This is a genomic window from Streptomyces sp. NPDC055749, assembly GCF_053617235.1.
The window spans coordinates 43751-66923 of the sequence record NZ_JBSHFH010000013.1 but is presented as its reverse complement, the minus strand read 5'-3'; the positions used below and the strand labels follow the sequence as shown (position 1 = coordinate 66923).

At 70.7% G+C, this 23173-nt stretch carries 20 protein-coding genes; 9 read left to right on the top strand and 11 right to left on the bottom strand.

Annotated features, from left to right (window positions below; translation table 11 throughout):
* Positions 1 to 83 precede the first annotated feature (83 nt).
* Together ACWGO0_RS12520 and ACWGO0_RS12515 are read left to right on the top strand one after the other, a co-directional pair.
* Positions 84 to 1250: an exonuclease SbcCD subunit D gene (locus tag ACWGO0_RS12520; RefSeq protein ID WP_453532237.1), complete on the top strand. Its 1167-nt coding sequence runs from the start codon at positions 84 to 86 to the stop codon at positions 1248 to 1250.
* Entirely contained in the window at positions 1247 to 4285 is a 3039-nt protein-coding gene (locus ACWGO0_RS12515) for an AAA family ATPase (protein WP_453532233.1), read from the top strand. The genes ACWGO0_RS12520 and ACWGO0_RS12515 overlap by 4 nt, the downstream gene beginning before the upstream one ends.
* On the opposite strand, the gene ACWGO0_RS12510 is transcribed toward ACWGO0_RS12515, so the two are convergent.
* A complete protein-coding gene (locus ACWGO0_RS12510; protein ID WP_453532230.1) occupies positions 4275 to 4721 on the bottom strand; it encodes an Lrp/AsnC family transcriptional regulator in 447 nt (148 codons plus the stop codon). The genes ACWGO0_RS12515 and ACWGO0_RS12510 overlap by 11 nt on opposite strands.
* Positions 4722 to 4815: 94 nt before the next feature.
* On the opposite strand from ACWGO0_RS12510, the gene ACWGO0_RS12505 reads away from it, so the two are divergent.
* Positions 4816 to 5304 (top strand): rhodanese-like domain-containing protein, encoded by a 489-nt coding sequence (locus tag ACWGO0_RS12505; protein WP_453532227.1) that lies wholly within the window; start codon positions 4816 to 4818, stop codon positions 5302 to 5304.
* An 87-nt stretch (positions 5305 to 5391) separates the two neighbouring features.
* Here the strand turns inward: ACWGO0_RS12505 and ACWGO0_RS12500 are convergent, their stop codons facing one another.
* Positions 5392 to 7077: a DUF885 domain-containing protein gene (locus tag ACWGO0_RS12500; protein ID WP_453532224.1), complete on the bottom strand. Its 1686-nt coding sequence runs from the start codon at positions 7075 to 7077 to the stop codon at positions 5392 to 5394.
* 48 nt (positions 7078 to 7125) lie between these two features.
* On the bottom strand, positions 7126 to 7638 hold the full coding sequence (locus tag ACWGO0_RS12495) for an Lrp/AsnC family transcriptional regulator (RefSeq protein ID WP_453532221.1): 513 nt from the start codon (positions 7636 to 7638) through the stop codon (positions 7126 to 7128).
* A gap of 59 nt (positions 7639 to 7697) precedes the next feature.
* On the opposite strand from ACWGO0_RS12495, the gene ACWGO0_RS12490 reads away from it, so the two are divergent.
* Positions 7698 to 8918, top strand: coding sequence for a trans-sulfuration enzyme family protein (locus ACWGO0_RS12490; RefSeq protein WP_453532218.1), 1221 nt, complete (start codon positions 7698 to 7700; stop codon positions 8916 to 8918).
* Here the strand turns inward: ACWGO0_RS12490 and ACWGO0_RS12485 are convergent.
* From ACWGO0_RS12485 to ACWGO0_RS12475, 3 genes are all read right to left on the bottom strand, one after another.
* Complete coding sequence (locus ACWGO0_RS12485; protein ID WP_453532512.1) at positions 8845 to 10224, bottom strand: GNAT family N-acetyltransferase; 1380 nt, start codon at positions 10222 to 10224, stop codon at positions 8845 to 8847. The two genes, ACWGO0_RS12490 and ACWGO0_RS12485, sit on opposite strands and share 74 nt — an antisense overlap.
* Positions 10225 to 10370: 146 nt before the next feature.
* Entirely contained in the window at positions 10371 to 11960 is a 1590-nt protein-coding gene (locus ACWGO0_RS12480; RefSeq protein WP_453532215.1) for an alkaline phosphatase D family protein, read from the bottom strand.
* A gap of 144 nt (positions 11961 to 12104) precedes the next feature.
* Positions 12105 to 12935, bottom strand: coding sequence for an alpha/beta fold hydrolase (locus ACWGO0_RS12475; RefSeq protein ID WP_453532212.1), 831 nt, complete (start codon positions 12933 to 12935; stop codon positions 12105 to 12107).
* Positions 12936 to 13056: 121 nt separating this feature from the next.
* On the opposite strand from ACWGO0_RS12475, the gene ACWGO0_RS12470 reads away from it, so the two are divergent.
* Together ACWGO0_RS12470 and ACWGO0_RS12465 are read left to right on the top strand one after the other, a co-directional pair.
* Positions 13057 to 13938 (top strand): RNA polymerase sigma-70 factor, encoded by an 882-nt coding sequence (locus tag ACWGO0_RS12470; protein WP_453532209.1) that lies wholly within the window; start codon positions 13057 to 13059, stop codon positions 13936 to 13938.
* A gap of 278 nt (positions 13939 to 14216) precedes the next feature.
* A complete protein-coding gene (locus tag ACWGO0_RS12465; RefSeq protein WP_453532206.1) occupies positions 14217 to 14990 on the top strand; it encodes a GntR family transcriptional regulator in 774 nt (257 codons plus the stop codon).
* 79 nt (positions 14991 to 15069) lie between these two features.
* Here ACWGO0_RS12465 and ACWGO0_RS12460 read toward each other — a convergent pair whose 3' ends face one another.
* From ACWGO0_RS12460 to ACWGO0_RS12450, 3 genes are all read right to left on the bottom strand, one after another.
* A complete protein-coding gene (locus ACWGO0_RS12460; protein WP_453532203.1) occupies positions 15070 to 16227 on the bottom strand; it encodes an ROK family transcriptional regulator in 1158 nt (385 codons plus the stop codon).
* A 100-nt stretch (positions 16228 to 16327) separates the two neighbouring features.
* Positions 16328 to 16978 carry a response regulator transcription factor gene (locus ACWGO0_RS12455; protein WP_453532200.1) on the bottom strand — a complete coding sequence of 217 codons (651 nt, stop codon included), beginning with the start codon at positions 16976 to 16978 and terminating at the stop codon, positions 16328 to 16330.
* 4 nt (positions 16979 to 16982) lie between these two features.
* A complete protein-coding gene (locus ACWGO0_RS12450) occupies positions 16983 to 18155 on the bottom strand; it encodes a sensor histidine kinase (RefSeq protein ID WP_453532193.1) in 1173 nt (390 codons plus the stop codon).
* Positions 18156 to 18263: 108 nt separating this feature from the next.
* Between ACWGO0_RS12450 and ACWGO0_RS12445 the strand changes: the two genes are divergently transcribed.
* Both ACWGO0_RS12445 and ACWGO0_RS12440 read left to right on the top strand, forming a co-directional pair.
* Positions 18264 to 19202 carry an ATP-binding cassette domain-containing protein gene (locus tag ACWGO0_RS12445; RefSeq protein WP_453532190.1) on the top strand — a complete coding sequence of 313 codons (939 nt, stop codon included), beginning with the start codon at positions 18264 to 18266 and terminating at the stop codon, positions 19200 to 19202.
* Positions 19199 to 19942: an ABC transporter permease gene (locus ACWGO0_RS12440; protein WP_453532187.1), complete on the top strand. Its 744-nt coding sequence runs from the start codon at positions 19199 to 19201 to the stop codon at positions 19940 to 19942. Before ACWGO0_RS12445 ends, ACWGO0_RS12440 begins: the two co-directional genes overlap by 4 nt.
* Positions 19943 to 20076: 134 nt before the next feature.
* On the opposite strand, the gene mug is transcribed toward ACWGO0_RS12440, so the two are convergent.
* Entirely contained in the window at positions 20077 to 20637 is a 561-nt protein-coding gene (gene mug, locus ACWGO0_RS12435) for a G/U mismatch-specific DNA glycosylase (RefSeq protein WP_453532184.1), read from the bottom strand.
* Between the two features lie 19 nt (positions 20638 to 20656).
* A complete protein-coding gene (gene purB, locus ACWGO0_RS12430; RefSeq protein ID WP_453532181.1) occupies positions 20657 to 22099 on the bottom strand; it encodes an adenylosuccinate lyase in 1443 nt (480 codons plus the stop codon).
* Positions 22100 to 22496: 397 nt separating this feature from the next.
* Here purB and ACWGO0_RS12425 point away from each other — a divergent pair, with 397 nt between their 5' ends.
* Positions 22497 to 23000, top strand: coding sequence for a nucleoside deaminase (locus ACWGO0_RS12425; RefSeq protein WP_453532178.1), 504 nt, complete (start codon positions 22497 to 22499; stop codon positions 22998 to 23000).
* Positions 23001 to 23173 lie beyond the last annotated feature (173 nt).

The window sequence follows — 23173 nt, the reverse complement described above, 5'->3', positions numbered from 1 at the left end:
GGTCGGTGCCGCTCGTGCGATCACGGGCAGGCCCCGGGGTGGAGGAAGAGAAACATGCAGGTCGTAGCCGTCGGAGTGATGTTTTGAGGATTCTGCACACTTCGGACTGGCATCTGGGGCGCTCGCTTCACCGTGTGCCGATGCTGGAAGCGCAGCGGACCTTCCTCGACCACCTGGTGGCCACGGTGAAGGAGCGCGGGGCGGACGCCGTCCTGGTGTCCGGGGACGTCTACGACCGGGCCGTGCCGCCCCTGTCCGCCGTCGAGCTCTTCGACGACGCCCTGCACCGCCTCGCCGCCGCCGGAGTCCCGACCGTCATGATCTCCGGGAACCACGACTCGGCCCGCAGGCTCGGCGTCGGCGCCGGTCTCATCGGTCGGGCCGGAATCCATCTGCGTACCGACCCCGAGGGCTGCGGCACCCCCGTCGTACTGCGCGACGGACACGGCGATGTGGCCTTCTACGGGCTGCCGTATCTGGAGCCCGCGCTCGTCAAGGACATGCTCGGCGCCTCGAAGGCGGGCCACGAGGCCGTCCTCACGGCCGCCATGGAACGGGTACGCGCCGACCTCGCGACCAGGCCCGCCGGAACCCGGTCCGTGGTCCTCGCCCACGCCTTCGTCGCGGGCGGCGAGCCCAGCGACAGCGAACGCGACATCACCGTCGGCGGGGTCGCCGCCGTGCCCGCCGGAGTCTTCGACGGCGTCGACTACGTGGCCCTCGGACACCTGCACGGCAGCCAGCGCGTCACCGAGCGCGTGCGCTACTCCGGCTCCCCGCTCGCCTACTCCTTCTCCGAAGCCGATCACCGCAAGACGATGTGGCTGATCGATCTCGACGACGCGGGCGCCGTCGCCGCCGAGCGCGTCGACTGCCCGGTGCCCCGCGGGCTCGCCCGGCTCCGCGGACACCTCGACACCCTCCTCGACGACCCCCGCCACGAACAGCACCGCGAGTCCTGGGTGGAGGCCACGCTCACCGACCCGGTGCGCCCGGACGACCCGATGGCCCGCCTCATGGAACGCTTCCCGCACACCCTGAGCCTGGCCTTCGACCCGGAACGGGCCCCCGAGGACCCGTCCGCCTCGTACGCACAGCGGCTCAGGGGACGAGACGACCACCAGATCGCGGAGGACTTCGTGGCCCATGTGCGCGGTGGCAGCGGACCGGACGAGCAGGAGAGCACGGTGCTGCGCGCCGCCTTCGACGACGTACGGGTGGACAGCGGCGTGCGCGAGGTGTCGCGGTGAGGCTCCACCGGCTGACGATCACCGCGTTCGGCCCCTTCGGCGCCACCCAGGAGGTCGACTTCGACGCGCTCTCCTCGGCCGGACTCTTCCTGCTGCACGGCCCGACCGGCGCCGGAAAGACCTCGGTTCTCGACGCCGTCTGCTACGGGCTGTACGGGGCGGTACCCGGCGCCCGGCAGAGTCCCGGAACGTCACTGCGCAGCGATCATGCCCCGGAAGGGCTGACCACCGAGGTCTGCCTGGAGCTGACCGTCGGCGGACGCCGTCTTGAGGTGACCAGACGGCCGGCCCAGCCCCGCCGCAAGAAGAAGGGCACCGGGTTCACGACGGAGAAGGCGCAGAGCTGGCTGCGCGAGTACGGCTCCGAGAGCGGCTGGCGCCCCCTCAGCCGTTCGCACCAGGAGATCGGCGAGGAGCTCTCCGAACTCATCGGGATGAGCCGGGAACAGTTCTGCCAGGTGGTCCTGCTGCCCCAGGGGGACTTCGCCCGCTTCCTGCGCGCCGACGCGGAGGCCCGCGGCAGACTGCTCGGCAGGCTCTTCGACACCCGGCGCTTCGCGGCCGTCGAGGAACGGCTCGCCGAACTGCGCCGCGCCGCCGAGGCCCAGGTCAGAGCCGGGGACGAGCAGATCATCGGCCTCGCCCAGCGGATCGCGCAGGCCGCAGGCCCCGCAGGGCGGGAGTGGCCGCTGCCCGAGGCGCAGCCGGGCGAGCCCGGACTCGCCGAAGGCGTCCTGGAATGGGCCGCCGTGGCACGCGCCGGTGCGCGGGAGCGGCTCACCGTCGCCGAGTGCGCCCTGTCCGCGGCCGAGAGCCGGCAGGCCGGCGCCCGTCGCGCGCTCGACGCCGAACGCGAACTCGCCAGGCTTCAGCAGCGGTACGAGGAGACCAGGCGCCGCGCCACCGCTCTTGAGGCGGGCCGCGACGAACGCGACCGTTGCGGTGAGCGACTGGCACGTGCGCGCAAGGCGGATCTGGTCGCCCCCGCGCTGGACCTGCGGGACGAGGCCGAGCGGGCGTACCGCGCGGCGAGCGAGGCACTTGAGCGGTCGCGCGCCCAGCTGCCCGCCGACCTGGCCGACGCGGGCGCGGAGCAGCTCGCGACGCTGGAGCGCCGGTTCCGCCAGGAACTGGGCGGACTGGACGCGGCGCGGCGGGCGGAGCGGCGCAGCGCGGAGATCGACACCGAACGGACCATGCTCGAACGGCAGTCACGCGCCGACGACGAGCTGATCCAGGAGGCCGGCCAGTGGCTCGCGGGCTGGGACGCCACCCGGCGCGAGCTCCAGGAACGCATCGAGGACGCCCAGGAGGCGGCGACCCGCGCCGAGCAGCTCGCCGGCCGTCTGGCACCCGCGCGCAGACGGCTGGACGCGGCCCGACGGCGGGACGCGCTGGCCCTGGAGGCAGCGGCAGCCGCCCGCCGGATGTCCGCCGCACGCGAGAGCGCGCTCGCGGCGCACGAGCACTGGCTGAACCTGCGGGAGCGCCGCCTGCGCGACATCGCGGCGGAACTCGCGGCCGGCCTCGTCGACGGCGCCGCCTGCACGGTCTGCGGCTCCGCCGAGCACCCCGACCCCGCGCGGCCCGGAGACGGCCACGTGGACCGGGCCACCGAGGAAGCGGCCCTTGCCGCACACCGGCGCGCCGAGTCGGCGCGCACCACGGCGGAGCACGAACTCGGCTCCGTACGCGAGCGGTTCGCCGGGGCGAGCGCGGAGGCCGCGGAGGAGGACACCGGCGACCTGACCGCCACCGGCCCATCGGTTGACGAACTCGACGCCCTCGTCACCGAGTTGGCCGGGCAGCACACCCGCGCCCACCGCCTGGCCGCCGGCACGCACGCGGCGCGCGAAGCGCTCGCCGCCGCCGAGCGGGAGCACGCGGGCCGGCTGGACCAACGGCAGCAGGCGGAGCGCCGCGCCGCCGCCCGTACCTCTCAGCGCGAAGCACTCGAACGCGAACAGTCGGCGCTGGAAGCCGAGTTGGAGACCGCACGCGGCGAATCGGCCACTGTCGCCGCGCACGCGCACCGGCTGGAACGCAGGGTGGCACTGCTCGCCGACGCGGCCGAGACCGTACGGACCGAGCAGAGCGCAGCGCAGCGACGCAAGGAGGCCGACGACCGGCTCGCCGACGCCGCGTTCAAGGCCGGGTTCGACACCCCCGACGCCGCGGCGGCGACGCTGCTCACCGATGCGGGGCAACGCGAACTCCAGCACCGGATCGACGCCTGGCAGGCCGAGGCCGCGGCCGTCGCCGACCGGCTCGCCGAACAGGACGCGCACGCCGCAGCCGAACTCCCGCCGGCGCAGCCGGACGAGGCGCAGTCCGCGCACGGCGCCGCCGAGCGGCTGCTGCGGGACGCCGCGGCAGCGCTCGCCGCCGCCCGGGAACGGTGCTCCGAACTCGACCGGCTGTCGCGCCGCACCGCAGTCGAGGTGCGCGGCCTGGGGCCGCTGCGCCGGGAGTACGAGCGGGTGGCCCGGCTCGCCGGGCTGACCGCGGGCACCTCCGCCGACAACGATCGCAAGATGCGCCTGGAGGCGTACGTGCTCGCGGCCCGGCTCGAACAGGTCGCCGCCGCCGCCACCGCCAGGCTCCAGAAGATGTCCTCGGGCCGCTACACCCTGGTCCACTCGGACGCCCGCTCCGGCGGGCGCCGCGCCGGGCTCGGGCTGCACGTCGTGGACGCGTGGACCGGCCGGGAGCGCGATACGGCGACCCTGTCCGGCGGTGAGACCTTCTTCGCCTCGCTCGCGCTGGCACTCGGCCTCGCCGATGTCGTCACCGACGAGGCAGGCGGCGTACGGCTGGACACGCTCTTCATCGACGAGGGCTTCGGCAGCCTGGACGAGCAGACCCTCGACGAGGTGCTCGACGTGCTCGACTCGCTGCGGGAACGCGACCGCAGCGTCGGCATCGTCAGCCACGTGGCCGACCTGCGGCGCCGCATCCCCGCCCAGCTCGAAGTGGTGAAGGAGCGGCACGGCTCTGCGGTGCGCCACCGCGCGGCGGGCGGTGTCAGCGGCTGATCGGCCGCCGGGGGAGCGGGGAGGAGTACACGATGCTCGTGGTCACGGCGCCGAGGGCGCCGATCCGGCCGGTGATCTCTTCCAGATGGCTCATGGACCGGGCGTTGACCTTGAGCACGAAGCAGTCGTCCCCGGTCACATGGTGGGCCTCCACGATCTCCGGAGTCGTGTCCGTCAGGTCGTGGAACGGCTTGTAGTTGCCGTTCGGGTAGCGAAGCCGTACGAGGGCGAGAATCGGCAGCCCGAGCCGCTCGGGGTCCACCACCGCGGCGTAACCGCTGATCACGCCCAGCTCCTCCAGCCGGCGCACCCGCTCGGTGACCGCGCTCGGGGACATCGCCACGGCCCGTGCCAGCTCGGCGAACGAGGCCCTGCCGTCGCGCTGAAGGACATCGAGGATGCGCCAGTCGGTGGAGTCCGGGGAATAGTCGGTCATGTTCGACAGACAACAGGGAAATCCCCGGCGGATCAAGTGGGATGCCGGGGATCTCCACTTCCGCCAAATGATCACTGGTCGTAGATTTTTGGTCATGACCTCACAGCTGATCACCACCGAAGCCAACCCCGTCCTGCGGGTTCCGCCGGCCTCGCCGGCCGCTGCGGCTGCCTACTTCGGCGCGTCGCTCGCCTTCCACGCCGATGTCTCGGACGTCGCGGCTGCCCTCGCCGCGGACGGTGAGCCCGGATTCGTCGTCCTCGATTCCCGTTCCACCGCCTCCTGGGACCAAGGGCACATCCCCGGCGCGGTGCACCTGCCCACCGCCCTCATCGCCGAGCAGGCCCGCGAACTCCTGGACCCCGCCGTGCCCGTGGTCACGTACTGCTGGGGCCCGGGCTGCAACGGCGCCACACGCGCCGCCCTCGCTCTGGCCGAACTCGGCTATCAGGTGAAGGAGATGCTCGGCGGCTTCGAGTACTGGGCGCGTGAGGGCTTCGAGTTCGAGACCTGGGAGGGCCGCGAGCGGCACACCCCCGACACGCTCACCGCGCCCGCCGACTCCGAGGACTGCGGCTGCTGAGTGCGCCGGCGCACGCCACATGCTGTGGGTCGCACGGCCGGACGGGCTGGAGGACCAAGCCCGTCCGGCGATCGACGACCAGGCGGATCAGAGCCTGGACAGCTCGTCCACCAGATCGTCGAGCCCGAGCGACCCCTGCGAAAGAGCCGCCATGTGCCACGCCTTCGCGTCGAACGCGTCGCCATGCGCCTTGCGGGCATTCTCCCGGCCCAGGAGCCAGGCGCGCTCGCCCAGCTTGTAGCCGATGGCCTGCCCCGGCATCGACAGATAGCGGGTCAGCTCGCTCTCGACGAAGTCCGCGGGCCTGCCGCTGTGCTTGCCGAAGAACTCCTGGGCCAGGGCGGGCGTCCACCGCTCACCGGGGTGGAACGGGGAGTCCGCCGGAATCTCCAGCTCCAGGTGCATACCGATGTCCACGATCACCCGGCAGGCACGCATCATCTGCGCGTCCAGATAACCGAGCCTGCGCTCCGCGTCGGGGAGGTAGCCCAGCTCGTCCATCAGCCGCTCCGCGTACAGCGCCCAGCCCTCGGCATTGGCGCTGACATGGCCCAGCGACGCCTGGTAGCGGGAGAGGTTCTCCGCCACATGCGTCCACTGCGCGATCTGCAGATGGTGCCCGGGAACCCCCTCGTGGTACCAGGTGGAGACCAGGTCGTACACCGGGAAGCGGGTCTCGCCCATCGTGGGCAGCCAGGTCCGGCCGGGGCGCGAGAAGTCCTCGGAGGGGCCGGTGTAGTACGGGGCCGCGGCGCCGCCCGCCGGGGCGATGTGGGACTCCACCTTCCGTACCCGCTCGGCCAGTTCGAAGTGGGTGCCGTCAAGAGCCTCGATGGCCTCGTCCATCAGGGACTGGAGCCACTCCCGTACCTCCTCGACGCCCTCGATGTGCTTGCCGTGCACATCGAGGTGGGCGAGCGCCTCCCAGGGACCGGCGCCGGGCAGGATCTTCTCCGCATCGGCCTTCATCTCGACCAGCAGGCGGTGGTACTCGGACCAGCCGTACGCGTACGCCTCGTCGAGATCGAGGTCGGCGCCGGTGTACTGGCGTGCCCAGCGTGCGTACCGCTCACGGCCCACGGTGTCGGGAGCGCCCTCGATCGCCGGGGCGTACACCTCGCTCAGCCAGTCGCGCAGCGCCACGAGGGCGGCCCTGGCCCGGCCGGCGGCGCCGTCCAGCTCCTCGCGCAGGGCGGCCGGTCCGGGGGCGACGAAGTCCTGGAAGAACCCCGTGTCGCCGCTGCCCGCCCAGTCCGTCAGCTGCTCGATGAACGTGGCGGTCGCGCGCGGGCCCGCGTACAGCTTGCGCTCCAGGCCGAGTTCGAGCGAGGCGCGGTACCCCTCCAGCGAGGCCGGGACGGCGCGCAGACGATCCGCGACCGCGACCCAGTCCTCGTCCGAATCGGTCGGCATGACCGTGAAGACCCCACGGAGGCTGTGCACCGGCGAATGGAGATTGGAGACGACCCGCAGCCCCTCGTCGGTGTCGTGGACACCGAGTTCGGCCGTGAGCCGCTCGCGCAGCAGGCGCCCGCAACGGCGTTCGGCGTCGCTGTCCGCGCCCGGCAGCCTCTCCGCGGCGTCGAGCTTCGCCAGGGTCTCGCGGGCGAGGCCGGCGAGTGCCGCCTGACCCGCGGGCGAGAAGTCGGGAAGGAGGCGAGAGCTTGAGGCGACGCCCAGATACGTACCGGTGATCGGGTCGAGTTCGATGTAGGCGTCGACGTAGGCGTCGGCGACCTGGCGGGGCAGCGCGCTGCGAGAAGTATCTGACATGCCGACATCCTCGTACGACGACGGCCTCCGCGTCACCACCATGGGGAATCAGCCGCCTGTCGGTGGCGGTCCTGGCAGCGGCTCCGCAGCGCCCGGCGGCAGCAGGGGTCCGCACTCCCACTGCTGGAAGATCAGCCGGGTCTCCACCCGGGCCACTTCGCGGCGCGAGGTGAACTCGTCCAGCACCAGTCGCTGGAGATCCGCCGTGTCGGCCACGGCCACCTGGACCAGATAGTCGTCGGGACCTGTGAGGTGGAACAGCGCGCGGGATTCCGGCAGCGCCCTGATCCGCTCCACGAACGGTCCGATGAGCTCGCGGCGGTGCGGCCTGACCTGCACGAGGAGGAGCGCCTGCACACCCCGGCCCAGGCGCGCCGGGTCGAGGCGCAGCTGATGTCCGAGGATGACTCCGGAGCGGCGCAGCCGGGTCACCCGGTCGAGACAGGTGGACGGAGCCACCCCGACTTCGGCGGCCAGCTCCCGGTACGTGGTCCGTGAATCGTTCTGGAGGAGCCGCAGAATATGCAGATCCACCGGATCGAGAGCGACAGAATCAGCCATACGCCGAACGTAACACGGGGTTCTGTCACCATCGTCCGGCAGCTGTTCAGAGTGGTGACATGGACACCGAAGCCTCGATGACGCCCTGGACCTCACCCCCGTCCCGGGCGCTGGCCACCGAAGCCGTGCACGCCGGACGCGACGATCTCGCTTCCCTCGGACTGCATGCCCCGCCGCTCGACCTGTCCACCACCTACCCCTCGTACGACTCGCGTGGTGAGGCCGAGCGGATCGACGCCTTCGCCACCACCGGCGCCAGGCCGGAAGGCCCGCCCGTCTACGCGCGCCTCGACAACCCGACCACAGGCCGCTTCGAGACGGCCCTGGCCCGTCTCGAAGGAACCGAGAGCGCCGTCGCGTTCGCCAGCGGAATGGCGGCGCTCACCGCGGTCCTGCTGGCCCGTGCGAGCATCGGCCTGCGCCACGTGGTCGCCGTCCGGCCGCTCTACGGCTGCAGCGACCACCTCCTGGGCGCCGGGCTCCTCGGCACGGAGGTGACCTGGACCGACCCGGCGGGCATAGCCGACGCCATCCGCGCCGACACCGGCCTCGTGATGGTCGAGACGCCCGCCAACCCGACCCTGGCCGAGGTGGACATCCGGGCCGTCGCGCACGCCTGCGGGTCCGTGCCGCTGCTCGTCGACAACACCTTCGCCACCCCGGTGCTCCAGCGGCCGGTGGAGCACGGCGCCCGGATCGTGCTGCACAGCGCCACCAAGTACCTGGGCGGGCACGGCGACGTGATGGGCGGAGTCGTGGCCTGCGACGAGGAGTTCGCGGCGACGCTGCGCCAGGTGCGGTTCGCCACCGGCGGCGTACTGCATCCGCTCGCCGGATATCTGCTGCTGCGAGGTCTCTCCACACTGCCGGTGCGGGTACGGGCCGCTTCGGCGAGCGCCGCCGAGCTCGCCAGGCGGCTCACCGCCGACCCGCGCATCGCCCGCGTCCACTACCCGAAGGTGGGCGGCGCGATGGTCTCCTTCGAGGTGTACGGGGACCCGCACCGGGTGATCGCCGCGGTGAAGCTCATCACGCCCGCCGTCAGCCTCGGCAGTGTGGACTCGCTGATCCAGCACCCGGCCTCCATCAGCCACCGCATCGTGGCCGAGGGAGACCGGCACGCCTCCGGCGTCGGGGACCGGCTCCTGCGCATGTCGGTCGGCCTCGAAGACGTCGAGGACCTGTGGGCCGACCTGTGCCAGGCGCTCAGCGACCCGACTGCTCAGCCCGCTCGTACGGCGGCAGCGAACGGACGGGAGTCGCGTCCAGTCGGGCTGTGATGACGAGCGTGCCTTCCTCGATCTGGTAGTCGAGGGGCAGTTCGAGCCCGCGCATCGCCGCGACCATGCCCGTGTTGTGGGCCTGGGTGACGGCGTACACGCTCTCGCAGCCGGCCTCCACGGCCAGGGCCACCAGCCGGCCCAGGAGTTCGGAGCCGATGCCGCGGCGCTGCCAGTCGTCCTCGACGAGCAGGGCGACCTCGGTCTCGTCGCCGTCCCACAGCAGATGCCCGAGGGCCACCAGCCTGCCCGAGGCGGTCTGCACGGCGAGGGTGCGGCCGAAGCGCGGGCTCAGCAGGTGGTCGAGGTAGCGGTCGGCGTCACGGACCGGGCCGTGATAGCGCAGTCCGAGGGTCCGCTCGGAGCAGCGGTCGTGCATGGCGCGGGCCGCGGCGAGGTCGCCGCGGTCCGCGCGGCGCACGGTGATCTCGTTGCCCTCGGGAAGGGTGAGTACGTCCTCGCTGCGCGGCACACGGGGGCCGAGCCGCGCGTCGAGCTCCACGAGGGCGCGGGCGCGTGCGAACTCGGTCGGTGTGAACGGCAGATGAGGACGTTCCACGGTGATGACACCGCCGGAGGGGTCGCGCAGACGCATCGAGGTCTCCTCAAGCACACCCTCGACCGGGGCGCTCTCGCCGGTGGCGCGACCGGTGATGGAGACGGCGGGCAGTGAGTGGATGGTGCAGCGGCCGAGCAACTGGCGCAGTGCCAGGGGGAGTTCGGCGGCGTCCAGTGCGGTACGGGTGGCGAGTCCGAGGACCCGCGTCGGGGTGTCGACCAGGTCGTGGGCGTCCGCGCGCTCGATCCAGGTGGAGTTGCCGCCGGCGGCAGAGATCTCCCGGGTGAGCTCCTGGGCCTGGAGCGAGGCGGGTGCCCGCAGCAGGAACTCGTCGACGGTGCCGTTGGCCAGCGGGTGCGTCTGAAGGGTCAGGATGTCGACCCGGAAACGGGCGAGCGCGATGCACAGGGCGGCCAGGCTGCCCGGTGCGTCGCGCACGGTCGTCCGCATCCGCCACAGGGCGGTGTCCTCGGCGGTCAGCGAGGCTTCGGCGCCGGCGTCCGGCGCGGCCTCCCCGGTGTCCGCCCCCGGCGGGGCGTGGCTGTGGCGGCGGGCCCACCAGGTGTGGAACGTGGCCGTGGCGACCAGAGCCACGGCCGAGGCGATGAGCAGATACGGGCCGTCGGGCTGGTGTCCGATGAGGTTGGCGATCGCGTCGGCCACGGCCACCGCCGTGAACAGGGCGGCCAGCTCGATCAGGTCCCGCCGCCAGTGGTGGGGGCGGCGGGCACTCTTCGCGGAAGTCACATCAGTCATGTTCTTACTGTGACCGAGCGGTGTTGCCTGATCACGAACACCTTGTGACTGATGGGTTAAGTGTGGATCTGGTTATCTATCGTCTCTTTTTGTCTGGTTCTCGTGCCTGTCCTCGGGTACTCGCGCTGTCCTTCGGCTCACTGTCCGGTAAGCCCCGGCTGGAGCACCTTGCTGAACAGGACCGTCCCGCCCTGCGCCCGCAGCCGTACGGTGAGCTCGCCGCTTTCGCCGTCGATGTCCACCTCGCCGAAGTGCTGCGGCGACTCCATGGGGGAGACGTTCGCCCGCTCCGGCGCCCGCAGGAAGACCCGGTCGGGTCCGAAGGTGGCGTCGAGCTTGTTCGCCGGGAAGCCTCCGGCGGCCAGCGGCCCCGACACGAACTCCCAGAACGGCGCGAAGTCCTTGAAGGCCGCGCGCTCGGGGGAGTAGTGCTGGGCGGACGTGTAGTGGACGTCGGCCGTCAGCCACACCGTGCCGGTGATCCGCTGGTGCTTGATGTGCCGCAGCAGTTCGGCCAGCTGGAGCTCGCGGCCGAGCGGAGCACCGGGATCGCCCTGTGCCACCGCCTCGAAGTTCGCCGCTCCGTCCGGGACGATCAGTCCCAGCGGCATATCGGCGGCGATCACCTTCCACGTGGCGCGCGACCGTGACAGTTCGCGCTTGAGCCAGGCGAGCTGCTCGGCGCCGAGGATGCCCGTGGTGTCGTCGGGCTGCCGGCCGGGGGAGTTGGCGTTGCGGAAGGAGCGCATGTCCAGCACGAAGACATCGAGGAGCGGACCGTGCCGTACGACGCGGTGCATCCGCCCGTCGGCGGAGGAGCCGCGCGCCGGGAACGAGGGCGGCGCCGGGAAGTACTCGCCGAACGCCCGCGTCGAGCGGGCCGCCAGCACATCCACGTTCTTCTCCGTGTAGCGCGGGTCGTCGAGTATCTGGCCGGGATACCAGTTGTTACGGACCTCGTGGTCGTCCCACTGGATGATCGAGGGCACCTGCGCGTTGAACGTACGAAGATTCTCGTCCAGCAGGTTGTAGCGGAAGTTGCCCCGGTACTCGTCCAGCGTCTCGGCGACCTTCGCCTTCTCCTCCGTGGTGACGTTGCGCCAGATCCGGCCGTCGGGCAGCGTCACGCTCGGCTCGATCACCCCGTCCGCGTAGATGTTGTCTCCACTGCAGAGGAAGAAGTCCGGGTCGAGACGGCGCATCTCGTCGTACACGCTGTAGCCGCCGATGTCCGGGTTGATGCCCCAGCCCTGCCCCGCGATGTCGCCCGACCACAGGAAGCGCACACCGTCGCGGCGCCTGGCGGGGGCGGTACGGAACGTCCCGTACACCGGCTTGCCCGTCCGGCGTGGATCGTGCGGGTCGGCGAGCGTCACCCGGTAGTGCACCTGCTCGCCCGGCGGCAGCCCGTACAGGGGAGTCGTGCCGGTGAAGTCCGTACGCGACCCGATGAGCGGGCCGTGCCATCTGCGGGCCTGGCGGAACGACTCGGTGGCCGACGTCTCGACGAGCATCTGGGCCGGACGGTCCGACCGCACCCACACCAGAGCGGACGACGAGGTCACCGCACCTGTCTGGACGCCCCACTGAGCGCTCGGCCTGCCGGAGAGCGCGAAGGCCGGGGCCGCGGTGATCGCCGTGGGGAGTGCGACGGCGGCCGACGCGAGGAGCGAGCCGCGCAGGACGGTGCGGCGGCCGGGGTTCGGGACGTGCGTGGGCAACGGCATCGATGGGCCTCCGGGGCAGTGGGGCGGTTCGGCAGCGGTATCTGCTGCCGGACCATGCCTAGTGCCCGGCAGCGGCCACCACGCCAACCCCGGGTGAACAAGAGGGCTTTGGCCACCGGTCGTGCGCCCTGGGACCGGAACCGCTCAGCGGCTCGTGTCGAGAATGACGCGCGCCACCGCAGCGGGATCGTCGTTCATCGGCACATGGCCGCAGCCCGGCAGCCGCACCAGCCGGGCCCCCGGGATGGTGTGCTTCGCCCGGATCCCCTGCCTGCGCAGCAGCAGCCGGTCCTGGCTGCCCCAGCCGATGGTCACGGGGAGGCCGGGCACGTCGTCGGTGAAGCTGACGCCCCCGCCGGCGGCCAGGGTCTGATGGAAGCCCGTCGCCTCGCGCAGCGCGAACGTCTCCGCGACCACGGCCTGGGGTGAACGTCGTCCGGGCCGTGCGTAGATGGTGCTCGTCAGCGCCGCGCGCCCGGCTGGCCCGGTCGACAGCCGCTCGATCAGTGCGGCCGGCATCGACAGGGCGGCACGGCGCATCGCGCGCAGCGTCGCGAAGGCGTAGACGCGCTCGCCCGGAGTCCAGAAACCTGCCGGGGACAGGGCCGTCACGGACCGGACGAGCTTCAGACGGCCCAGTTCGAGGGCGAGCAGCCCCCCGAGCGAGTTCCCGGCCACATGCGGGTGCCGCACACCGAGCTCCCCGCAGAACGCGTCGAGCACGGGGGCCACCGTGGCCAGGTCGTACGGGAGGCCGTCCGGCAGGGCGGGAGAGGTGCCGAATCCCGGCAGATCCACGGCGATGACCTCGCGCTCGGCGGCGAGAATGCTCACCACCGGGTCCCATGCCTGACGGTGGTGCCCGATGCCGTGGAGCAGCAGCAGCGGCTCACCGGATCCGGTTCGCTCGTACGCTATCGACACGGTGTGCCGCTCTCCCGCGGAACCGACTGTGAACGAGGCCGTGCTGGCCATACGGCTGCTCCCTGAGGTTTTAGACGTTGCGTCAACAACAATTACCGTCCGGTAGCTTGTAGTTCAAGAGGCCGGGCGATTCCCGCTGGACAGCTCATCGCGCGTGAGCTGGGATGGAACGGTGACTGCCAACACCGTGACCGATCTCTTCGAAGAAAACCGGCCCGTGCTCACCGGGGTCGCCTACCGCATGCTCGGGCGCATCGCCGACGCCGAGGACGTGGTGCAGGAGGCATGGCTGCGCTGGTCGTCCGCGACGCGGGAGGACGTACGGGAACCGAGGGCCTATCTCGTACGCATCACCACCCGCCTCGCCATCGACCGTCTGCGCCACGTGCAGTCACGGCGCGAGGCGTACGTCGGCCCGTGGCTGCCCGAACCGGTCGTCACCGACTTCGGGCCCTCCGTGCCCGACACCGCGGAACAGGTGGTCCTGGCCGACTCCGTGTCCCTCGCCGTACTGGTCGTCCTCGAATCGCTCTCGCCCCTGGAACGCGCCGTCTTCGTGCTGCGTGAGGCGTTCGGATTCCCGTACGCGGAGATCGCAGCAGCCCTCGACCGGACCGAGGCCGCCGTGCGGCAGCTCGCCGGCCGCGCCAAGCGTCATGTGGAGGAACGGAAGCCCCGTTACGACGTCGACCCGGAGGAGCGCCGCGATCTGACCGAACGGTTCCTCGCCGCGGCGTCCGGCGGCGATCTCGAACAGCTCCTGGCGCTGCTTGCGCCGGATGTGAGGCTCGTCAGCGACAGCGGAGGCAAGTCGAAGGCGCCGCGGAGGGTCATCGAGACCGCCGACAAGGTCGCCCGCTTCCTCATCGCCGTCGGGCACCCCGGCCCGGAGATGGAATTCCGGCTGACCGAACTGAACGGCGGCCCGGCTCTCGTGGTCCTCGTCGACGGAGCGCCGGACACCTTCTTCCAGGCGGACGTAAAGGATGGAGTCATCCAATGCGTCTATCTCATCCGTAACCCGGACAAGCTCTCCGGTCTGCCCACCGAATAACTCCCGCCCGCCCTATGGCGAGGGGCACCTCGGGCCCCTCGCGCACCCCGCACCGAGCCCCACGTACCCGCCCGGACGTGGGGCTTTGTGCTGCGCGCGGCTCACGGCACCAAGAACGTCCTGTGAACGCTCTGCGGTGCGGCGCCGTTTCGCTCCGTTACTGAATAAGGATTGGTCTTGACCAAGGGGGTGTGCCGTCCTATGGTCTCAACGTTAAGACAGGAACCTTTAATAAATAACGTCGCGGAAAGCGCCACTGGGCGATTGCGGAGGACAGGGTGGGGACCACGCAGCTGGAATCGGTACAGGAGCCGAAGTACTGGCACCTCAAGACCGTGCTCAGTGAGGCACTCGACTCGGACTTTGCGGTGGGGGAGATCCTGCCCAACGAGCGTGACCTCGCTGCTCGGTTCGGTGTCGCCCGAGCCACGCTCCGGCAGGCTCTGGAACAACTCGAACTCGAAGGCCGGCTCCAGCGTCGCCGCGGTGTGGGAACCACCGTCGCCCCGCCGCGCGTGGGTGTCGCCGTGTCCGCCGCGCAGCAGGACTGGACGGGCGGTGCCGGCGAGGCGTGGCAACCCGTCGACTGCACGACCTGCACCACCGCGACCGCCCCGGCTGCTGTGAGCGGGATGTTCGAGGCGGACGCCGGGGACACCGTGCACGTGGTGCGCCGCATCCGAGTCAGCCACGGACAGGCACTCGCTGCGGAACTCCTCTACGTCCCGTCCTCCTCGGTGCCCGAACTCTCGGCGATCGACGCCCCTTCGGGTCCGGCCCGCGCGCGAAGCGTGCTGCGTGAGCTGCACCGTCTTGGCCTCAACGGCCAGGACCGCTCGGTGGAGCTCGGATCGGCCCGAGCGGACGACGCCAAGGAGCTCGACAGGCTTCCCGGCGCCCCCGTCCTCGTGGTCACCACCCGCTACTTCGCGGCCGGCGGCACGGCGGCGGTCTCCGTCGCCACCTACCGCGCCGACACCTGCCGGCTCACCTTCGGGGACTCGGGTGCCCTGGAAATCAGCCACGAAGACCAGGCACGACAGGCTTCCTGACCGCCGGCACCCAGCCCCAGAACCACCTGCTCCGGTTTCCTGTTCCTGTTGTTCCTGTGCACCGTGCGGCCCGTCGCAGTCAGCGGCGGGCCGTTACCGTGCCCTCAACCGCGAACAGCTGCTCCTCGACATGGTCCAGCGCCAGCCGCAGAGCGCCGGTGGCGACGGCGGCCTCGCCCAGCAGGGACAGCGTGACCCGGGGAGGGCGCAGGCAGTAGCGGGCCAGCTCTCCGCGGAGCGGATCCAGGACACCGTCCAGACCAGCGGCCCAGCCGCCGATCACCACGAGCTCCGGGTCGAGCGCGAGCACCAGAGCCGCCACGTCGTGGACGAGGCGCTGGATGAACCGCTCGACGGCCGCCTGCGCACCGGCGTCACCGCCACGGGCTGCCGCGAAGACGGCGGCCACCGCGTGCTCGTCCAGCGGATCGAGCGGGGTGTCGGTCGTGGACAGCAGATGTTCCGGTGTCACATCCCGGCCCAGCAGATGCAGCGCGCCGATCTCACCGGCCGCGCCACCGAACCCGCGGTGCAGCCGCCCACCGATCAGCGAACCGGCACCGGGGCTGAGCCCTGCCAGGACGAACACGATGTCGTCCGACTCGGTCGCCGCCCCCTTCCAGTGCTCGGCCACCGCCGCGGCGTTGGCGTCGTTCTCCACGAGAACCGGGCAGCGGAACGACCGCCGAAGCCGCTCCCCGAGGGCGAGCCCTGTCCACTCCGGAAGCGCAGTCCCCAGACGTACGGTCCCGTCGGCCTCCACGATGCCCGGGCTGCCCACACCGACCGCCCGCAGACTGCTGCGGGCCACCCCGGTACGCCGCAGCACGTCGGCGATCACGGCTCTGACCTGGTCGAGCCGCTCGTCGGCACCCGCGGTCTCGGACACCGCCCTTGAACCGGCGCCGATGATCCGGCCGTCCAGCCCCGACAGCAGCGCGGAGACCCGGTGCGGTCCGATCTCGACGCCCAGCAGATGCCCGGCCTCGGCCCTGAAACGGAACCGCCGGGCCGGCCTTCCCTGCCGCCGGGCCTCGCCCTCGTCGGCCTGTGCCTCGACAACCAGTCCGGCCTCGAACAGGCCCTCGACGACACCCTCGACCGTCGGGCGGGAAAGCCCCGTTATCCGGGTCAGGTCGGTCAGAGTCGGAGAACCCGCGCCCCTCAGCGCGTGCAGTACCACCGCGGAATTGATCCGCCTCAACAGAGACGGGTCCCCTCCGGTCAGCCGGCCCACGGTGTGTCCTCCCAGCTCGCGCTCATGTCTGCCGGATCGTACTCGCTGGTCGGGGAGGTAGCGACTACTGGCCGGAGCCGGTATCGAGAGGTGACCTACGTCAGCGTGGAGCCACGAAGCCGGACTCGTACGCGGCGATCACCGCCTGGGTGCGGTCCCGGGCCCCCAGCTTGGCCAGAACGCCACTGACATGCGACTTCACCGTTTCGACACCGACGACGAGCTTGGCCGCGATCTCCGCGTTCGACAGGCCCCTGGCCATCAGCCGGAGCACCGCCTCCTCGCGCTCGGTGAGTGAAGCCTGCTCCATGGCCGCCCGGGCCTTGCTCGTGCCGTACTCGGCGGCGAGTTGCCGGACCGCCGCCGGGAACAGTAGCGACTCCCCTTCCGCCACCAGCCGCACCGCGTTGACGATCTCGGCGGGCCGGGCACGCTTGAGCAGAAAACCGTCCGCCCCCGCGCGCAGCGCCTCGTAGACGTACTCGTCGTTCTCGAACGTCGTCACCACCAGGATCTTCGGCGGTTGAGGCACCGTCCGCAGCAGCACCTTGGTCGCCTCAATGCCGTCCATCAGAGGCATTCGCACATCCATCGCGACCACGTCGGGCCGCAGTTGACGCACCAGCGGAATCACGGCGGCGCCGTCGCCCGCCTCGCCCACCACCTCGATATCGGGCTGTGCCTCAAGCACCGCACGCAATCCCGCGCGTACGAGAGGTTCGTCATCGACCAGAAGAACGGTAACCGGCATCCGATCAGCGTATGCGCTCCAGCGGAAGGCTCGCGTGCACCCTCCATTCACCGTCGTAGGGACCGGTCTTCGCCTTTCCGCCCAGCAGGGCGGCCCGCTCCCGTATGCCCCGGAGCCCGCTGCCACCGCCCGATATGCCCGTCGAGCCGGTGAGCGGGTTCGCCACCTCCAGCTCCAGCCACCCGTCCACCACACTTATCCTCACTCGGACGGGCACGGCCCCCGCGTGACGCAAGGCGTTGGTGAGGGACTCCTGAAGGATGCGATACCCCTCGCGGGACACCGGACCTGGCACCAGATCCAGCGCTCCGGATACCTCCGCCTCGACCTTCGCGCCTGAGCCACGCGCGGAATCCAGGAGCCGGTCCGCTTCGACGAGCGTGGGCCGCCCGCCTATGGGAGTGCCCGACTCACGCAACACCCGCAACACCCGCTCCAGATCGTCCATCGCCTCCCGGCCCGTCTCCTCGATCGCGGCGAGCGCCCGCTCCGTGAACGCGGGATCGTTCGCCGCGCGAGCTGCGCCGGCCTGCACGACAGCGACCGTCAGCGCGTGCCCGATCGAGTCGTGGAGTTCCCGCGCGATGCGATTGCGCTCCAGCAACTGCTCGGTGCGCTCCTCCAGGACGGTCATCCGCTCGGTGGCGGTCGGGCCGAGCAACCACCGCGCAGCTGCGGTGGCCACGTTGCCGCCCACGGTGATGAGGCCCAGAAGGACAAGGATCGGCAAGGGGGCCAGGAGGCCGTACCACCAGTGGGGTTCGACTCCCCGCACAAGCCAGTCGTTACTGGGGCCATTCCCGAAGGCCGTGCTGACGAGGTCGACGGAAGTGGCCGGCAGCCAGACCGTCGCGAACATGGCCGGTGTGGCGAGCAGGAGCCGCACCTCCAGCCAGAGCACGGTCCGCCACCGGTCGGCCCACGTCGACGCGGGCGCCACCGAGATCGCGGCGTCCGGTCTGCCACGCTCCGACGGTGTGAGAAGCAACTGTCCCTGAATGCCCTCGGCCAGGCGCATAGCGGGTATCAGCCCGACCGGAACCGCCATGACCAAGAGCGCCCACGGCTTTTCCGGGGAGATGAACAGCCAGATGCTGGCTACCGCGGCCGGACTGAGCAGATGCAGCCAGCGGCTGTACGTGGCCGGCCTGGCCAGCGGAGCGAGGAAGCGGTTCATGTGAGCCATCGTGCCAGCGCGGCAGCCGCGGCGGCTCCCCCGAGCGAGGGAGATGATCTACACGGGCGGGGGAGGCCGTAGCAGGGGGACGGCGGCCAGGCTGAGGACATGACCAGCATCGACGTCCATGAGCTCACCAAGGAATACGGCGCCACCCGCGCCGTGGACCGCCTCACGTTCAGCGTGCGGCCAGGCCGGGTCACGGGTTTCCTCGGCCCCAACGGCGCGGGCAAGTCCACCACCATGCGCCTCGTCCTCGGCCTCGACCGGCCCACCGGCGGCACGGCCACCATCGGCGGACAGGCGTACGCGACGCTCGACCGTCCGTTGCGCAGGGTCGGCGCGCTGCTCGACGCCCAGGCCGCCCACGGGTCGCGGACCGCGCGGCACCATCTGCTCGCGCTCAGTTCGAGCAATGGCATCCCCGACGCCAGGGTGGAAGAGGTTCTCGATGAAGCCGGCCTCAGCCAGGTTGCGGGGAAGCGGATCAAAACCTTCTCGCTGGGCATGCGGCAGCGCCTCGGCATAGCCGCAGCTCTCCTCGGCGACCCGGAGGTGGTGATGCTGGACGAGCCGTCCAACGGGCTGGATCCGGAAGGCATTGTCTGGATCCGTGAACTGATGAAGCGGCTCGCACGCGAAGGCCGTACGGTGCTCGTCTCCAGCCATCTGATGAACGAGACCTCGTCCTTCGCCGACCATCTGGTCGTTCTCGGCAAGGGGCGGCTCCTGGCCGACCTGCCGATGCGGGAATTCCTCGACTCCCGCAGCAAGCCCCGCGTGCGGCTGCGTACCACCGAGTCCTCGCGTCTCCGGGACGTCCTGATTCGGAAGGGACACGACCCGGTGCAGGGTGACGACGGCCGCTGGACCGTCGAGGGTGTCAGGGCGGAGGAGATCGGCGCCATAGCCGCCTTCGAAGGAATCCCGATCCTCGAACTTCTCGATGAGCAAACCACCTTGGAGCAGGCATACCTCGACCTCACAGCGGCGGAGACCGAATTCGCGTCCGCCGGAGCGTCCCCCACCACTCGCCAGGAGGCGTGACCATGTCGACGACCGCAGTTCTCCGCTCCGAATGGATCAAGGTCAGATCGGTCCGGTCGGTCGCCGGCTCGCTCATAGCCGTCTTCCTCGCCACACTGGCCGTCACGGTGCTCACCTTCGCCACCGTCGGACAGGCGGAGGCGGACAACGAGGGAGCAGAGCTGCTCTTCCTTGCGTTCTATGCGCTGAACTTCGGCCAGATCGCAGCTATCAGCTTCGGCGCGACGGCACTGTCCTCCGAGTATCTGAACGGTGCGCTGCGGATATCGCTCTCGGCGGTGCCCCGCAGAGGTCTCTTCTACCTGGCCAAGATGTCGGTTGTCGGCGGGCTCGCCCTAGTGGTGGGCCTGGTCACCAGCTTCACCTCGTTCCTGGTGGGTCAGCTGTTCATGGGTGAGTACGCGATCGGTCTGGGAGAACCGGGCGCTCTGCGCGCGGCCTTCGGCGGTGGCATCTACCTGGCGTTGATGGCCTTGTTCGCCGCGGGGCTCGCGGCACTGCTGCGCAGCGCGGTCGCGGTACTGAGCCTCCTCATCCCCTTCATCCTCATTGTCTCGTTCGTGGTCGGCGACATAGCCGGGGGAGTGGCCCAGTATCTGCCGGACCGGGCCGGGCAGTTGGTGCTGCACCAGAACCCGGAGGGCAGTCTCGGACCGTGGACAGGGCTTGCCGTGACAGCGGCATGGGCCGGAGCGGCACTGCTGGCGGGCTGGTGGGCGGTGCGGCGCAGGGACGCGTGACCGACGCGGCGCGTCACTTGTCAGTGGCGGACGGTTTACTGACGACATGACGACCGCGCACCACCTCCGCCTCATCGACGGGATGCGCGCCCGGGACTTTCCCGCGGAGCGCACCGGGCGGTGCGCCGGAGCGGTCAGCCCTCGTCGGAGGGCGGGGCGTCACCGATGGCGGCGGCTCGGAGGCGGGCGTACTCGTCAGCCATGGTCCGGGCGGTCCAGTGGGCGTTCAGCCCGCTGGGATTGGGCAGGGCCCAGACCCGCGCCCCGCCGATCCTCCGCTCCTGCGGACCGATCTGCGCGTGGCGCTCACCGAAGGCCGTGCGGTAGGCAGTGACACCGACGACGGCGAGCCACTGCGGTTCCAGCTGCTCCACCCTCGCGGTCAGCAGCTGACCGCCCTCACGGAATTCGGCGGCGCTCAGTTCGTCGGCGCGTGCCGTGGCTCTCGCCACCACGTTGGTGATGCCCAGGCCGTAGCCCGGCAGCTCGCTCTGTTCCGACGGTTTCAGCCGGCGGGGAGTGAAGCCCGACAGATGGAGCACCGGCCAGAAGCGGTTGCCCGGGTGGGCGAAGTGGAAGCCTGTGGCGGCGGTCATGAGACTGGGATTGATCCCGCAGAACAGCACACGCAGACCGCCCACGGCCACATCGGGGACGATGCGGTCGCGGGCGGCCAGGAGTTCTTCGGGTGTCATCCGGTGTCGGTGCCGGTCCTCAGAGGATGGAGCCGGGGGTGTAGCCCGCGGCTTCCGGGTGCTGCTTGGTGATCTCCTCGATCCGGGAAACCACCGCGGTGACCTGGTCGCCGGCCGCGCCCGTGAAGGAGAGCTTGTCGGCCATCAGCTCGTCCAGCTGTGCGCGGTCGAGCGGGATGCGCTCGTCAGCGGCCAGCTTGTCCAGCAGTTCGTTGCGCTCCGCGCCCTGCTCCCGCATGGCGAGCGCCGAGGCGACCGCGTGCTCCTTGATGGCCTCGTGCGCGACCTCCCGGCCGACCCCGGCCCGTACCGCGCCCATGAGGACCTTGGTGGTGGCGAGGAACGGCAGGTAACGGTCCAGCTCGCGCGCCACGACAGCGGGGAACGCCCCGAACTCGTCCAGCACCGTCAGGAACGTCTCGAGGAGGCCGTCGAAAGCGAAGAACGCGTCGGGCAGAGCCACCCGGCGGACCACAGAGCAGGACACGTCGCCCTCGTTCCACTGGTCACCCGCCAGCTCGCCCGTCATCGAGGCGTAGCCGCGCAGGATCACCATCAGACCGTTGACGCGCTCGCAGGAGCGGGTGTTCATCTTGTGCGGCATGGCGGACGAGCCGACCTGACCGGGCTTGAAGCCCTCGGTCACCAGCTCGTGGCCGGCCATCAGGCGAACGGTCTTCGCGACGGACGAAGGTGCCGCGGCGAGCTGAACCAGTGCCGTCACGACGTCGTAGTCGAGGGAGCGGGGGTAGACCTGCCCGACCGAGGTGAAGGCCTCGGCGAAGCCGAGGTGGCCGGCGATGCGCTGTTCCAGGTCGGCGAGCTTCGCGGCGTCGCCGCCCAGCAGGTCGAGCATGTCCTGCGCGGTGCCGACGGGGCCCTTGATGCCGCGCAGCGGGTAGCGGCCGAGGAGATCCTCCAGCCGTCCGTATGCCACCAGCAGCTCGTCCGCGGCGGTAGCGAAGCGCTTGCCGAGCGTCGTCGCCTGGGCGGCGACGTTGTGGGACCGGCCGGCGATGACCAGTTCGCGGTATTCGCCCGCCAGCTTGCCGAGCCGGGCCAGGACCGCAACCGTGCGGTCACGCATCAGTTCCAGCGAGAGCCGGATCTGGAGCTGCTCGACGTTCTCCGTGAGGTCCCGGGACGTCATGCCCTTGTGGACCTGCTCATGGCCGGCGAGGGCGTTGAACTCCTCGATCCGGGCCTTCACGTCGTGCCGGGTGATCTTCTCGCGCTCGGCGATCGAGGCCAGATCGACCTGGTCGAGTACACGTTCGTAGTCGGCGAGGGCGGCGTCGGGCACCTCGATCCCGAGGTCCTTCTGAGCGCGCAGCACCGCCAGCCACAGCTGACGCTCCAGCTTCACCTTCTGCTCGGGGGACCAGAGGACGGCCAGCTCCGTGGAGGCGTAGCGGCCGGCCAGGACATTGGGGATACGAGGCTTCGCAGACACAGCAGTCACGTGACCAGAGCTTACCTGTCGTTTTCAGCGGTTCGTGAGCGTCCCCGGAGGGGGAGCCGGCCGTCCCGGCGCTGGTCATTGATGACATGGGCACGCTGGCCGGTCGGCCGCTCGCCGACGATCTGCCGATGGGGCCTGTGCCCCGGGGTTCGCCGCTGCGACGTCCATGCGGCTGGATCCTGCCTTTCATACGAATCCACAAGAGGGGCCGGACGGCCGGCCGACTCCTTCATGGTTTCGGTGACTGCCCTCAGCAGGGCCCGGCGGATGTACTTGCGCTATTCCGGATTAACAGCACGTGAACAAGGCACGGAAGGGACAGCGGAAGCTTCCTGATGATCAATCAGGCTCGCGCCGCACCCGGGGAATCCCTACCGTCTGCGACAAAGGAGTGACCATGACGGCGCACGCCCAAGAGAAGAGCATCCAGGAGCTCGAGCGCACCTGGATGGACGAGGCCATCGGTCTTGCCACCAACAGCGTATTGAACGGCGGCGGTCCGTTCGGCGCACTGATCGCCAAGGGTGGCGAGGTTGTCGCGATCGGGAACAACAACGTCACTGCGAACCTGGACCCGACGGCCCACGGCGAGGTGAGCGCGATCCGCGCCGCCTGCCAGACACTGGGCTCCTTCTCGCTCGAGGGCTGCGTTCTGGTCACCTCGTGCGAGCCCTGCCCGATGTGTCTTTCCTCGGCGCTGTGGGCGCGGGTCGACCGGATCATCTTCGCCGCTGACCGGGATGACGCCGCGGTGGCCGGGTTCGACGACCGCAAGTTCTACGACCTGTTCGAGAAGAGGCCCGCGGAGCTGTGGCCGATGGAGATCGAGCGAGTGAACATGCCGAACCGTACGGCGCCGTTCGACGCGTGGCTGGCCAAGTCCGACCGCGTCGACTACTGAGATCCCGGTTCACCGCGCACCGGCGTCGAGTGAACCGAACCAACCGGACGGCTGTGGATCCCGGCACCGTGCGGCACCGCGGTAGAAGGTGAACCTCGTCGTCACAACGGCGCAGCTGCCGGGCCCGGGCCGCGGCCCGCGCCCCACTCGTAAAAGCCCCAGGACTCACTTTC